Source organism: Natrononativus sp. DTA114 (genome assembly GCF_059736515.1).
In genome coordinates this window covers 78,984-91,888 of the sequence record NZ_JCASSN010000004.1, presented here as the reverse complement: position 1 = coordinate 91,888, position 12,905 = coordinate 78,984, and the positions used below count along the sequence as shown (strand labels likewise).

13 protein-coding genes and 1 pseudogene are annotated in these 12,905 nt (G+C 61.5%); 2 read left to right on the top strand and 12 right to left on the bottom strand.

The features are described 5' to 3' along the window. Positions 1-227 precede the first annotated feature (227 nt). Positions 228-1,058: an alpha/beta fold hydrolase gene (locus AC6I6S_RS16185; RefSeq protein ID WP_497951628.1), complete on the bottom strand. Its 831-nt coding sequence runs from the start codon at positions 1,056-1,058 to the stop codon at positions 228-230. Between the two features lie 24 nt (positions 1,059-1,082). Between AC6I6S_RS16185 and AC6I6S_RS16180 the strand changes: the two genes are divergently transcribed. Next, positions 1,083-1,541 (top strand): FAD-binding protein, encoded by a 459-nt coding sequence (locus AC6I6S_RS16180; protein ID WP_497951626.1) that lies wholly within the window; start codon positions 1,083-1,085, stop codon positions 1,539-1,541. Beyond that, positions 1,538-2,929, top strand: coding sequence for a M20/M25/M40 family metallo-hydrolase (locus tag AC6I6S_RS16175; RefSeq protein WP_497951624.1), 1,392 nt, complete (start codon positions 1,538-1,540; stop codon positions 2,927-2,929). The genes AC6I6S_RS16180 and AC6I6S_RS16175 overlap by 4 nt, the downstream gene beginning before the upstream one ends. 39 nt (positions 2,930-2,968) lie before the next feature. Here the strand turns inward: AC6I6S_RS16175 and AC6I6S_RS16170 are convergent, their stop codons facing one another. The 11 genes and pseudogenes from AC6I6S_RS16170 to AC6I6S_RS16120 all read right to left on the bottom strand — a co-directional run bounded on the left by AC6I6S_RS16170 (position 2,969) and on the right by AC6I6S_RS16120 (position 12,891). Then, positions 2,969-3,508 carry a hypothetical protein gene (locus AC6I6S_RS16170; RefSeq protein WP_497951623.1) on the bottom strand — a complete coding sequence of 180 codons (540 nt, stop codon included), beginning with the start codon at positions 3,506-3,508 and terminating at the stop codon, positions 2,969-2,971. A 783-nt stretch (positions 3,509-4,291) separates the two neighbouring features. Further along, the gene (locus AC6I6S_RS16165; RefSeq protein WP_497951621.1) at positions 4,292-5,590 is read right to left on the bottom strand and encodes an ABC transporter ATP-binding protein; all 1,299 of its coding nucleotides are present in this window, start codon (positions 5,588-5,590) and stop codon (positions 4,292-4,294) included. Continuing rightward, complete coding sequence (locus AC6I6S_RS16160) at positions 5,583-6,707, bottom strand: ABC transporter ATP-binding protein (protein WP_497951620.1); 1,125 nt, start codon at positions 6,705-6,707, stop codon at positions 5,583-5,585. The genes AC6I6S_RS16165 and AC6I6S_RS16160 overlap by 8 nt, the downstream gene beginning before the upstream one ends. After that, positions 6,704-7,645, bottom strand: a complete 942-nt coding sequence (locus tag AC6I6S_RS16155) for an ABC transporter permease (RefSeq protein ID WP_497951618.1) — start codon at positions 7,643-7,645, stop codon at positions 6,704-6,706. The genes AC6I6S_RS16160 and AC6I6S_RS16155 overlap by 4 nt, the downstream gene beginning before the upstream one ends. Next, a complete protein-coding gene (locus AC6I6S_RS16150) occupies positions 7,642-8,622 on the bottom strand; it encodes an ABC transporter permease (protein ID WP_497951617.1) in 981 nt (326 codons plus the stop codon). Before AC6I6S_RS16150 ends, AC6I6S_RS16155 begins: the two co-directional genes overlap by 4 nt. Positions 8,623-8,700: 78 nt before the next feature. Next, on the bottom strand, positions 8,701-10,359 hold the full coding sequence (locus AC6I6S_RS16145; RefSeq protein ID WP_497951616.1) for an ABC transporter substrate-binding protein: 1,659 nt from the start codon (positions 10,357-10,359) through the stop codon (positions 8,701-8,703). A 141-nt stretch (positions 10,360-10,500) separates the two neighbouring features. Continuing rightward, a pseudogene (locus AC6I6S_RS16140) lies at positions 10,501-10,961 on the bottom strand (transposase); the annotation flags it as partial. A gap of 183 nt (positions 10,962-11,144) precedes the next feature. Next, positions 11,145-11,618, bottom strand: a complete 474-nt coding sequence (locus AC6I6S_RS16135; RefSeq protein ID WP_497951614.1) for a type IV pilin domain-containing protein — start codon at positions 11,616-11,618, stop codon at positions 11,145-11,147. Between the two features lie 2 nt (positions 11,619-11,620). Next, positions 11,621-12,037 (bottom strand): type IV pilin domain-containing protein, encoded by a 417-nt coding sequence (locus tag AC6I6S_RS16130; RefSeq protein WP_497951612.1) that lies wholly within the window; start codon positions 12,035-12,037, stop codon positions 11,621-11,623. 192 nt (positions 12,038-12,229) lie between these two features. Then, on the bottom strand, positions 12,230-12,772 hold the full coding sequence (locus AC6I6S_RS16125) for an FAD-binding oxidoreductase (protein ID WP_497951610.1): 543 nt from the start codon (positions 12,770-12,772) through the stop codon (positions 12,230-12,232). Further along, complete coding sequence (locus AC6I6S_RS16120; RefSeq protein WP_497951608.1) at positions 12,769-12,891, bottom strand: hypothetical protein; 123 nt, start codon at positions 12,889-12,891, stop codon at positions 12,769-12,771. The genes AC6I6S_RS16125 and AC6I6S_RS16120 overlap by 4 nt, the downstream gene beginning before the upstream one ends. Between the last annotated feature and the right edge of the window lie 14 nt (positions 12,892-12,905).

Sequence of the window (12,905 nt, the reverse complement as noted above, 5' to 3'; positions counted from 1 at the left end):
GGTGCCGTGGCAAGCCGATCTGTGCACAGTCTGTGGCAACGACGTCGAGACCGGGTGACCGCGGACCCGGACAGCGCCGAGCCTCGAGGTCCGGTACGATTTCGCCGCCGCCGCTCCGATACACCTCGCCGACCTCCTCCAGCGAATGTATCCGCCGGACGCGGCGACCGGACCCGAGACCGTCGGCCCGTTGATGGAGCAAACCGGACCTGGCGACCGCCGACAGGTCAGTTCGACTCGCGGATGAAGCCGAGTACCGCCTCGGTGAAGCGCTCCGGTGCGTTGTTCATCGCCACGTGTTGTTGGCCCTCGAAGGTCGTAACCCGGCTGTTCGGGAGCGCCTCGTGTACCGCATACGTTGCATCCGTGAAGAGTGGGGGGCTCTCGCCGCCGGACAACAGCAGCGTCGGCGTCGTCATGGAGGCGAATCGCTCGGCATCGAACTCGTAGGCCGCGACCGCTTGCTCCTCGCGGGGCAACGTATGCGCACCGGCCACTCGGTCCTGCCAGCTCGGAGCCGCCCGAAACGTCTCGAGTTCCGCGGGCGTGAGTCCCGCGATCTCACGACAGAACACCACCAACGCCCGCTCGTTCTCACCGTCGGCCAGAAGGTCGTTCAGTTGAGCAACGACCGCCGCGGACGTAAACTCGTGTTCGCCGACCGCGAACCCCGGTTCGTACAGGATGAGTGTCTCTAGACTCTCGGTTTGCAGGGAAACCTCGAGCCCGATGGTGGCTCCGTAGGAATGCCCGAGCAGGGTCGCCGGCTCGTCGATTGCCTCGAGGACGGCGCGGACGTCCTCGACCTCCCGCTCGAGCGCGTACGCTGAAGCGTCCCCGCTGTCGCCACGACCGCGTCGATCCATCGCGTACACCGTCGTGCTGGCAGCCAGGGCCGACCGGACGCCGCCGATCTCCCAGCGGCGATGATCGCTGGCGCCGCTTCCGTGGACGAGGACGAGCGGCGGCCCGCTTCCCGTCCGATGAACGGCGATCTGGGTTCCATCTGCGGACGTGACGGGTTCCGGCCCCGTCTCCGGGGATGTTGCGTCGGCCATGGGGTTGGACACCGTCGGTCTCCTATGCGACTCAGCCACATAGAGCCCGCTCATGGAAATCCGTGGGGTGTCGACCGGGCGGTTGGCCACCAGCTCGTCGGTGGATTCGCCGTCTCGAGCGGTCTCGCCCTCGAGAAGGGAGTGATGGGGGTTCAACAGGAGCTGCGAGAGGGTGGCATGCCACGGGACGAGACCGTCATCGTGGGGGCAGGGATCGCGGGCCTCGCAAGCGCCCACGAACTCGCCCGACGGGAACGACGTGCTGGTCATCGACCGAGACGCAGTCGGGCAGGGGACGTCGATTGGGCGTCCGGACTCATCGTGTGTCCGCTCGATGATCCGGACCGCCCGGAGTGGACCGAACGCGCCATCAACTCCGACCGGGCCCTCGACGGGACCGACGTCTTCGAGTCCGATGAACGCCCGTACAGCCGACCGGTAACCAAAACACCAATGGCCCCTCTGAGAAAGGGACCGGTATGACTTCCGATATTGAGTCGGTGATCAACGCCAATTTCGAGACGTATCGGTCCGCCCTCTTCGACCTCCTCCGGCAACCGAGTATCAGCACCACCGGGGAAGGGATGGACGAGGCCCCAGCCATCGTCAGCGAGTGTCTGACCGACTTCGGATTCGAGAACGTCCGAGACATCGAGACGAGTCGATACCCGGTCATATACGGAGAGAAACTCGCCGACGAGGAGTCACCGACGATTCTGTTCTACGGACACTACGACGTCCAGCCCCCCGGTGATCTCCAGGAGTGGGACTCACCACCGTTCGAGCCAACCGTCAGAGACGGGAGTGTATACGCTCGCGGCGCCGGTGATAACAAAGGCCAGTTCAGCACCCACATGTTCGCGGTCGACGCCCTGTGTGAGGCGGATGCGTATCCTGCGGTGAACGTCAAAGTCCTGTTGGACGGTGGGGAAGAAAGCGGGAGTGCAGGGTTTCGTGAGTATCTCGACTCGAACCCTGCTGAACTCGCCGGCGTTGATCTGGTGGTCGTCGCTGACGGACCGATGTTCGGATCGGCGACGAACGCGGCGGCAGGGACGGGCGATCGATCCCAACGACCGCTGATCGCCTACGGGAACAAAGGTGTTCTCTCGTTCCAGTTGGACCTTCGAACCGCTCGGACGGACTTACATTCGGGAAACTTCGGGGGGCCGGTCCCGAACGCTGCGACAGAACTCGTGGCGGTTCTCTCATCGATGCGTGATGGCGACGAAATCGTCATCGACGGGTTTCACGACGGGAGCACCGTCACCGACGAGGACAGAGACGCCGTCGCGGCGATTCCGACGGACGAGGAGGCGATCATGGCTGAACTCGATCTCTCGCATCTCGCCTCCGACCGCCCCTACTACGAGCGTCTGTTACTTCATCCGACGCTGACGATCAATGGGCTTTCCTCGGGGTATGAGGGGGACGGCATGAAAACGGTCCTCCCCTCGAGCGCAACGGCGAAACTCGACTGCCGCTTGGTCCCTGATCAGGACCCCGACGCCGTCTTTGAGGCGGTTCGAGACCACGTCCACTCGAGACACGCAGACGTCGAAGTGACGAAACAGGGCACCTTTCCCCCGCTAAAAACACCGCTTGAGACACCCCTCTCCGAGCCGGTTGCGGAGGCGCTTACAACCGTGTGGAACGAGGACCCTGTCGAGTTCCCTGTCCTTGGCGGCAGTCTGCCCGCGGCGTATTTCAGAACGGCCCCTGAACTGTCTGCGGTCCCGATACTGGTCGTCCCCTACGCAAACCCCGACCAGGGTAACCATTCGCCGAACGAACACCTTGATCTGGAGTGTTTCAAAAACGGCATCAGAACGAGCGCAGAGACGATTCGTCGACTCGGTGACCGCGCCTGATCTGACGGCCTGTGGGCGACGAGCCGGCGCCGTTCGTGCTCACACCACGATCACCCACACGGCCGGGCTCACGACCACACTCGAATCTCTCGGTCCCGTCCCCCGCAAATACGCCTCGAGGTCGAGAAACCGTGTTTTGAGATAGTTGAGCTGGACCTCCATACGGGTGCGTGCCTCGAGACCCAGCGCCTCCCGCAGCGCCGCTCGCTGGTCGTCGGTTACCCCGTCGCCCGCCAGCAGCTGAATCAGGCCATCGACGGCGGCCGATCCCGACTGATCTGACGGCGCCGGGAGGGCCGCGGCCGACGGCTCGCCACCCGACTGCCCCCGCGCCCCGTCGATCAGCTCGTCCAGACTCTGCCCATCGTCGTCGGGCATCTCGAGGACGCCGTAGCTCTCGAGAAATTCCAGATACGCCGGGTCTTCCAGTAACTCCTCGAGATCGACCGGGTCGACCTCCTCCTGGACGGCAGGAAACTCGGGTCCCGTCCTCGTCGATACGTCGGATGCTGACTCACTCGAGTCGTCGGTACAGTGTCTCAACTGGCAGTCCGAACGATCTACTGTGTTATCGGTCACGATGATCCCCCAACCCTCGGTCGGATGGATGGGTTGTGGATAGTACACATAATAAAACACTAGGTTCTTACACAAATAGCCATAGACAACGATGCGGTAGACGACACTGCCCCCCTCCAGGTCAGACCACACCCTAACTGACCACCAGTGTTTCACCTGGGGGTACGGGACACTTTCACTGACCGCTCAGACCTCTTTCCACGTCGAATCAACTGGTGAGCGAGACAGCGACGAACACAGCAGTCACAATTATCGCCCTCCCAACCCCGTGGCTATCCCCTCGAGGCGAAGCGACAGCCGGCCGCAGCCATCCTACTGTCGGAGTTCATTCGGCACGTCTCGATCCTCGCTGTCGAGGTGGTCTGCTTGTTCTTCGTCCTCGAAGCGAAACCCCTCCTCGACATCCGCGCCACAGGTTTTACACAAATCGTCCTGCCAGGGGACCGTCACATTGAGTTCACGAACTTCATCACACTGGTTGCAGTATCCTATCATCCTTGGTTGGCTTCGTCAAGTTATGGTCACAAACTACGAATATATGAATTATACCCTACTACTAGTACCCGATATTAAATAGGCCGTCGGGTACGCCCACGACTGTGTGCACAGTCCAACCGAGCTCCCGCGAAACGCGGAACATCGCCTTCTCCATCCGAACGACAGTCGGCGACGCTGGCTGCTATCGACCCGCCACAGGGAGCACTCGAGGGCAATCACGCTTGGCCAACGCCAGTCGTGAACTACTCCACCCTACCGCTCCCGGCGTTTACGCCGGGGAGGATGTCATGGTCGACTGCCAACGTCGTCGTAGAGGACGCACTTGGCCTGCTGATCCGACGTCACCTGATGCATCTCGATCGGCGGGCTTTCACACGGCGTGGCGAACTCGGTCTCGAGACGATCCTTCGCGACCGCGTGATTCTCGTTGGCGACCTCTGTCAACGCGTCTGCGAGGACGCGTTCGGCGGCCGAATCCGTGAGCTCCGACGGAATCTCGTAGGACGACCGGATTCGCTCGGGCGTAACCTCCGCCGCTTCGCTCGTGATCGTCACGTCGTCCTCGAGCAGGTCGCGTCTGAAGTTGGCGACCGCTCGCCAGTGATCCTGGTCGAACGCGTAGTTCGTGGGCTGGACGAGCTTCGGACACCGCGGGTGGAACCGACAGCCGCTCGGTACGTCGACTGGATCGGGCACCTCGCCGACGAGTTCGATTCGCTCCCGATCCTCGTCCGGGTCGATACGCGGCACCGAGGACACCAGTGCCTGCGTGTAGGGGTGTTTGGGATTGTTGATGATCTCGTCGGCCGGACCGACTTCGACGAGTTCCCCGAGGTACATGATCCCGATCCGGTCACACATGTGCTTGAGCAACGAGAGATCGTGGCTGATGTACACCGCCGTCAGCCCCAACTCGGTTTGAAGTCGTTTGAACAGGTCGAGGATGCTCGCCCGAATCGAGACGTCGAGCATGCTCGCCGGCTCATCGGCCAGCAGGAACGACGGCTCGAGGGCGAGTGCTCGAGCGATCCCGACGCGCTGACGCTCGCCGCCGGAGAGTTCGTTCGGATACTCGTCTACGTAGGCTTCGGCGGGTTCGAGGCCGGACTGTTCGATGACCTCGTACACCCGAGCGTCGCGCTCCTCGGCCGTCCCAATGTCGTGTACGTCGAGGGGCTCTTTCACCCACTTGTAGACGGTAAAGCGGGGATTGATCGACTGGTAGGGATCCTGGTGGATGATCTGGGCCTCGCGTCTGAACGCGTTGAGTGCAGTGCCCCCGACGTCCGTGATCTCCTGGCCGTCGAAGTAGATCTCCCCGCCCGTCGGCTCGAGCAACCGAATCGCCGACTTGCCGAGGGTCGTTTTTCCACAGCCGGATTCGCCAGCCAGTCCGAACGCCTCACCCTCGCGAATGCCGAGTGAGACGCCGTCAACTGCTTTGACGGCCTTGTCGCTTTCACCCCTGAAAATGCGGGAGATGATGCCCGTGTTCACCGGGAAGTGTTTCTCGAGGTTGCGTACCTCGAGTTTGTACGACTGCTCTGACTCGGGTTCGCTGATGAGTTCGCGACCGTCAATCATCGGTGGTCGCCTCCTCGGCCTCGCTATCGGTGTCGGCATCGGCATTGGCCTCGGTATCGACACTGGCTCCGCCTCCGGGGGCGAGGTCACCCTCCTTTCCGATTTCCTGCTCGAACCAGGTCGCTTTCTTGCCGGCTTCCTCCTGAAGGTACTCAATCTCGTCGGCGCGGTGGCACTCGACGAGGTGCCCGTCCTCGTACTCCTCGGGTTCGGGCGTCACCTCCCAGCAGTCGTCCTCGGCGAACGGACACCGCGGGGCGAACCGACAACCCTCGTCGGGATCAACCAGATCCGGCGGCGTGCCGGGAATCGAGATCAGATCCTGGTCGTCGTCGCTGATGTCCGGGAACGCATTCCGTAGCCCCAGCGTGTAGGGATGGCGCGGATTCTTGATGATCGTCGCCGCGTCAGCGACTTCGACGATGCGGCCACCATAGACGACGGCGATCCGGTCGCACGTCTCGGAGACCACCGACATGTCGTGGGTGATCATGATCATCGCGCTGTTGATCTCGCGTTGTTTCTCCTTGATCGTCTCGAGAATGCGATCCTGGATCACCACGTCGAGCGCGGTGGTTGGCTCGTCGGCCAGGATCATGTTCGGGTCGAGCGCGAGTGCGAGCGCGATCATCGCCCGCTGGGCCATGCCGCCGGAGAACTGGTGAGGGTAGTCGTCGACACGGTCTGGGTCGATTCCGAGGTCGTCGAACAGTGCTCTGGCCCGTTCGCGAGCCTCCTGTTTCGACGTGTCGTCCTCGTGGTAGCGAATGACCTCAACGATCTGTTCGCCAACGGTGTAGACGGGGTCGAACCCGTTCATGGCGTTCTGGGGGATCATCGAGATCTCAGACCAGCGAATCTGCTTGCGCAGTTCCCTGTCCGAGAGGTCGGTGATCTCCGTCCCGTCGTAATCGATCGAGCCGTCGACGATCTCGGCGTTCTTCGGAAACAGTCGGATGATCGACTTCGCCAGCGTCGTCTTCCCGCTGCCGCTTTCGCCGACCAGCCCGACGGTCTCGCCGCGGTCGATCGACAGCGAGACGTCGTCGGTCGCCCGAACCCATCCGTCGTCGGCCCGGTAGTACGTCTTCAGATTGGATATCTCGAGTAAACTCATTCTTGGTGCCTCAGTTCTGGGTTGACCACTTTCTCGAGCGTGCGGCCGATGAAGAACACCGACATCACGAACAGCATGATGGCGATGCCCGGTGGGAAGACCCACCACCACGCTTCGCGGACGGCGTTCGCGGTTCGCACCTCGAAGATCATCTGGCCCCAGGAGAGCATGTTCGGATCGCCGAAGCCGAGAAACGCGAGGCTCGCCTCCGCGATGACCGAGTAGGCCACGGCGAACGCCGCGTACAGGAACGCCAGTGGCAGGACGTTCGGCAGGATGTGACGGTACATGATCCGGACGTTGCTGGCCCCGATCGCCTGGGCGCTCTCGACGTACGGTCGTTGCTTGTGGCTCAACACCTGGGAACGGATCACCCGCGCCGTCGAGCGCCACAGGATTAACACGATCGCCCCAATGATATTGACGATGCTGCTGCCCAGAATTGCGACGAGCACGATCGCGAACGGTAGGAACGGCAGGCCGTACACGATGTCGGTGATGCGCATGAGCACGTCGTCGACGATACCACCGAAGTAGGCGCTGATGAGGCCGATGTTCGTGCCGATGAACACCGCCATGAACGCCGCCAGCGTGCCGACGACCAGCGTCACGCGGGTTCCGACGATGAGTTGTGAGAGGACGTCGCGCCCGAGGTCGGTCGTTCCGAGCGGGTGGGCCGCAGACGGGCTCTCGAGTCGCCCGCCAATCCCCCGTTCGGCCGGATCGTGCGGTGCGAGCCCCGGAATCGTTATGTTGAGGACGTCGATCGTGATCGGTCGGGCGAAAATGCCGACGAAGATGAACACGATCAGGATGGCCAGCCCAATCTGTCCGAGACGGTCACCCTCGAACACCTTGAGTTTGTCCCGAACGTAGTCGACGCTGCTCCCCATTTTCCCCACCGCGTTGTCGATGGGGGATGTCGTCCCAGTGCTCATTCGTACTCCACCCTCGGATCGAGGTAGACGTAGGCCAGGTCGGCGACGAAGTTCATGATGATCACGACCGATCCCATGAGGAAGAACGCGGCCATCGCGACCGGGTAATCGTTGTTGTTCACCGCGCGCACCATTTCACGACCCATGCCGGGCCAGTTGAAGACCGTCTCGATGACGACGGAGCCGCCCATCGCGGCACCGGTGGCGATCGCTGCGACCGTCACGACCGGCAAGATCGAGTTTCTGGCGGCGTGTTTGTACAGGACGGTTCGCTCGGGCAGCCCCTCCGCTTTCTTGATCTCGATGAAGTCCGCGTTGAGGATGTCGAGCATCGTACTCCGCATCAGGAGCGTCGGCGTCGCCAGATAGACGATCGCACCCGTCAACGCTGGCAGGAACAGATGACGGAGGAAATCGAGCGAGCCGTATCGGGCGATGAAACCACCGCCGAGTTCACCGCCGGTGGTTCGCATCCCGCTCGAGGGGAACCAGCCGAGCCAGTAGACGAACACCGACAGGAGGACGATCCCAACCCAGAACTCCGGTGAGGAGCGGGCGATGAGCGCGACGACGATGCCACCGCGCTCGAACTTCGAATCGCGCCACCAGCCCATGAGCGCCCCGAACGTGATCCCGATGAGGTAGGCGAAAAACAGCGCTGTTCCCATCAGGACGATCGTGTTCATGAACCGGACGACGATGATGTCTATGACCGGGTCGCGGTAAATGAACGATTGACCGAAGTCCCCGGTCAGTAGCTGTCTCCCGTATTCGACGTACTGTACGTACAGTGGCTGATCCAGGCCGAGTTCGGCAATCCGCTGTTCGCGCTGTTCCGGTGTCATCCCGTCGAGGATGAACATCGATGTCGGATCGCCCGGCATCATCCGGAACAGGACGAAGAGGATCGTAAAGAACGCCCAGAACGTCACGATGAGCTGGAGAACGCGCCTGATGACGAACTCCCTTAGTCCCATCGCTCCCCCCGCCTCGTGTGCGTTGTGGTGACCATCAGATTATGTTGAAATTGATTCATGAAAGATGGGTCAGTCCGGCTACTGGTCTACGCCGTAGTGGAGCATCCCGTCGTCGTCCCAGCCGTATCCGCCCTCTGCGAGTTCCGCTCGTGCAGCATCGAGATCCTCGTCGAACTGCTCGACGTCTGGGTTGTGCCAGAACTCGACGGCCTCCGAGATCGTCGTGTGGGTTACCGTCCCCATGCCGTCACGGACGAGTTCGACCCAGTCCTCCTTGGGCACACCGTAGGACAGTGCGCGGCGAACGTTGACGTCGTCCAGATGATCGCGACGCATGTTGTAGGCGATCTTCGCGTAACCGACGGCCGCGAACTCCTCCATATCGAGATCGTCGTCGTCTCGCACGCGCTCGATAGCCGCTGGCTGTGGCACCGCGCCGAGCATATCCAGCTGGCCGGCCTCGAGGTCGCCCACGAGCTGTGAGACGTCGGCTCCGGGAACACGGATGAAGGTATCCGCGTTCGGCGTTTCGAAGTGATCGTCGAACGCCGAGAGCTGGAGTTCGGACTGACGCTCCCAGTTCTGGAACTGGAACGGACCGCTGCCGACCCAGTTCTCGTCCTCGAAGTCCGCGAGGTCGTCCGGTTCGACGTCGCCCCAGATGTGTTCGGGGAAGATGTACACCTGTCCGAGCACGTTCGCCGTGAACGGGGCAAACACTTCGTCCAGGTGGAACGTGATCTCGTTTCCGGAGGTGTCAATCTCCGAAATATTCTCCACGAGTGCGCCGTACGTCGGCGAATCGGCGTACATCTCGTAGGTGAACTCGACGTCGTCGATCGTGAGATCCTCGCCGTCGTGGAACGTCATGTCGTCGCGAACCTCGACGGTGTAGGTCATCCCGTCGTCTTCGATTTCGGGATCGTCGACTGCCAGCCACGGCTCCGGCATCCCGTCCGTGCCGATCCGGTACAGCTGGTCGTAAATGAGGCGGACGAACTGCCTGTCCGGCGTCGCCAGATCCTGCATCGGGTTCAGCGAGATGATCTCGGAGGGGTAGCCAAAGCGAACCGTGTCGCCTTCGGTTGGCGTGACCGAGATCATGTTCCAGAACGAGTTGAACCCCTCGCCGAGTCCCGCATCGACGTTCTCGACGCGCGAACTCGCGTACGGGTGGAAGCCACCTTCGTTCGCGATGTACGTACGCGGCTGATCGCGAGCAATAATCTCCTGGGCCTCGTACACCGTCTGCTGACGTTCGTCTTCGTCGACCTGCGTCACCTGCAGTTCCGCGAGTTCGTCGTACTCCGGGTTTTCGTAACCCGGTGTGTTCCGCCCACCTTCCCCCGTCGTCGAGGAGTGGTGCATGTCGAAGATGAACGTGTGCGGGTCGATCCGCTCCGGCGTCCCACCCCAGCCGAGGAGCGACGCGTCGAAATCCTGCTGGACGACCGCCTGGTCGACGTGCGCACCGAACTCGAGTTCGTCGAGATTGACCTCGAAACCGAGATCTTCCCAGTTCTCCGCGACCATCGTCGCGAGTTCGTTTCGGAACGCGTTCACGCCGGCAGTCGGCACGAGGAAGTGAATTTCCGGGAACTGCTCGCCGAGTTCGTCGGCACCGTCGACATCGCCGTTTCCGTCGTCATCGCCACCGAGGCAACCTGCAAGCCCCGCAACGCCGGCCGCACCCGCACCCTTGAGCACCGTTCGTCGAGATGTGTTACGATATCCCATATGTTACACCCACTACCTTCGGGCAAAGGTATATAAACGTCTCGTCGTCGATTTCGAATTTTGGAAAATTTACACGGTTGACCGTAATTAGACCAACATATTCCGAAATTTCTTAACGTAGAGAGCGTCATATGATTCATCTTACACCAAGAGCTTGGTTCGGCCTGGTTTTTCACCCTGTTCGTAGTTCGTGATGCGGATGATCACTCGAAGACACAGTCCAAGATACGCTTGTACCCACGCATGGACACGGCCCCGGGACGCTTCGCGCCCGAGGCCGCAATCTGAACACGCTCCGAACGTTCGCTCAACTTGCGTTCGACGCTTGTAGGTCTCAGCAAGGATCGAACGCTTGAGCGTCACATCCTGGGTAAATTCGCTGATTCTGTCTTCGACGCGGTATTCGATATCGAGCGGATCAGTCGCTTTTCGTGCGTTGTACGGGCAATCGGCACGACTCCTGCTTTCAGCAGGAAGTCGTGCAATCGAGGATGTCGTAGGCGCTGTCTCCAAGCATCCAGATCGGTTTCTTGACGGCGATGCGCGTCACGTGACGCGCTCGCCGTCTCCTTCGAGGCCTGTTTCGCCTGCGTAAGGTGGGAATCACGCGCCTGGTCGTAGTCCGGTGGTCGAGTTGGCGGACCTATCGCGTAAACGACCACGGGTCGGGTGACCCGTGGAACTCTCGCTGTTTTCTTTAGACCCCGCCCTGAAGGACGAGGCTTCCGCTAACTTTCCGTGAACGCCGAAAAATAGTTCCAGAGACGAGCTGGTCTCCTAGCGTGTCACTCGTGATTGGCGATCACGTTTTCGTCGTCACCGCTGACGGCAATCACGGTGAGTTCGACCCCGTCGGGGTCACTGGCGCCGGTGTCTTCTACAACGGAGAGTCTGTCACCGACGCCCGATAAGGTACACGTCGCGTCGTTCTCATCGCAGTTGACAGTCTCGTCGAATCGGGGACTCTCCGCTGCGACGACGGTTACACCATCGTCGGTTTCGGTAGCATGAGTATCGATGACGACACGGACGCCATCAGCGGTCCCCATATCGGTTACCTGAACGGTCACTTCGTCGGCGTTGTCATCGATGGAGACGCCGGCAGTGACGGCCGCGCTCTGGCTTTGGCCCAGATCCAGCACAAACGCTGCGATCACGGCTGCGAGGATCACCGTAATGGCGACCATCAAGATAACACCAATAACTGGACTCACGGCCCGTTCGTCCTCGTCGCCGATGAGCTTCGGTGTGAGATCCATCGTCAGGCAGCGTTGTTGATGACGTTTTCATCGTCACCGGCAACCGCAACGACCGCGACCGGGTTCTCGCCCGAGTTATAGGAGACACTCTCACCAACACCAGAGAGCTCACAGTACCCCTGGCCGGGTCCAGCGGACACTTCGGTACACGCCGCATCCGGGGAATCGTCGTCGATCCCCTGGAGGTAGACGTAGTCTGCGTTCCCACTATCAGTGAGTTGGACCGTGGTCAGATCCTCACCGTGATCAATACTCACGCCTGCGTTTGCGGTCGCGCTCTGGCTTTGGCCCATGTCCAGCACGAACGCTGCGATTACGGCTGCGAGGATAACAGTAATGGCGACCATCAAGATAACACCAATAACCGGACTCACAGCCCGTTCGTTGTCGTTGCCGATAAGTTTCGTTGCGAGATTCATTGTTGTCTGTCGTTGTTGTGCCACGCGAACGCTGAGAATCCGTATCGGAGTCCGCGGTGGACCCCGATTCGGTGAGGAAGGGGAGACTACACCCAGTCCCATACCGTCGGTCTCTCGAGTCGATCGCTGGCTACCCAGTCCAGTGAAACCGTCGGTAATAAATCCCCTCAATAGTACGGAAAATATGAATCTCTACCGACACCCGTGGGTTTCACCTCTGATAATCAGTTGCCAGTGGAAATCCCGCAAGCACGCCTTGGATAGTTCATCACTGTAGAACGTCGGCGTCTCGAGACGCTCCCCCTCGAGGCGATTCAGCGTCGCGACGGTCCCATCGGCGAAGACGCACTCGAGCGAGCGGACGTTGTCGCCAGTCGTCCCGTGGCGGACCGAGTGGGCACCGGCGGCGTCGTTGGCGACCATCCCGCCGAGCGTACAGGTGCTTGACGTGCTCGGATCCGGCGGGAAGTACAGCCCGAACGCCGCCAGGTGCTCGTTGAGATCATCCAGAACGACCCCCGGCTGGACGGTCGCCGTCCCCGCCTCGGAATCGACCGACACGATTTCATCGAGATGGCGCTCGCAGTCGAGGACGAGTCCCTCACCGATGGCGTTTCCCGTCAGACTACTGCCCGCCCCGCGGGGCGTGATGCTGACCCCCCGTCGACGGGCGTAGTCGACGGTCCGGCGGATGTCCTCTCGGCTGGCCGGAAAGACGACACCCGCCGGCTTCACCTCGTACACGCTTGCATCCGTCGCATACAGCGTCCGCGTCGGGTCGCCGAAATCGATTCGCCATCGAGCCGGTCGGCGAGCCCGGCGGAGTCGAGTGCGTGGTCCGTGTGTGCTCCCATCAGGCCGTCGTTCG

Coding starts and splice junctions, on each gene's coding strand:
- AC6I6S_RS16185 (WP_497951628.1), bottom strand. CDS start 1,058: ATGGCCGACGCAACATCCCCGGAGACGGGGCCGGAACCCGTCACGTCC.
- AC6I6S_RS16180 (WP_497951626.1), top strand. CDS start 1,083: ATGCGACTCAGCCACATAGAGCCCGCTCATGGAAATCCGTGGGGTGTC.
- AC6I6S_RS16175 (WP_497951624.1), top strand. CDS start 1,538: ATGACTTCCGATATTGAGTCGGTGATCAACGCCAATTTCGAGACGTAT.
- AC6I6S_RS16165 (WP_497951621.1), bottom strand. CDS start 5,590: ATGATTGACGGTCGCGAACTCATCAGCGAACCCGAGTCAGAGCAGTCG.
- AC6I6S_RS16160 (WP_497951620.1), bottom strand. CDS start 6,707: ATGAGTTTACTCGAGATATCCAATCTGAAGACGTACTACCGGGCCGAC.
- AC6I6S_RS16155 (WP_497951618.1), bottom strand. CDS start 7,645: ATGAGCACTGGGACGACATCCCCCATCGACAACGCGGTGGGGAAAATG.
- AC6I6S_RS16150 (WP_497951617.1), bottom strand. CDS start 8,622: ATGGGACTAAGGGAGTTCGTCATCAGGCGCGTTCTCCAGCTCATCGTG.
- AC6I6S_RS16145 (WP_497951616.1), bottom strand. CDS start 10,359: ATGGGATATCGTAACACATCTCGACGAACGGTGCTCAAGGGTGCGGGT.
- AC6I6S_RS16135 (WP_497951614.1), bottom strand. CDS start 11,618: ATGGATCTCACACCGAAGCTCATCGGCGACGAGGACGAACGGGCCGTG.
- AC6I6S_RS16130 (WP_497951612.1), bottom strand. CDS start 12,037: ATGAATCTCGCAACGAAACTTATCGGCAACGACAACGAACGGGCTGTG.
- AC6I6S_RS16120 (WP_497951608.1), bottom strand. CDS start 12,891: ATGGGAGCACACACGGACCACGCACTCGACTCCGCCGGGCTCGCCGAC.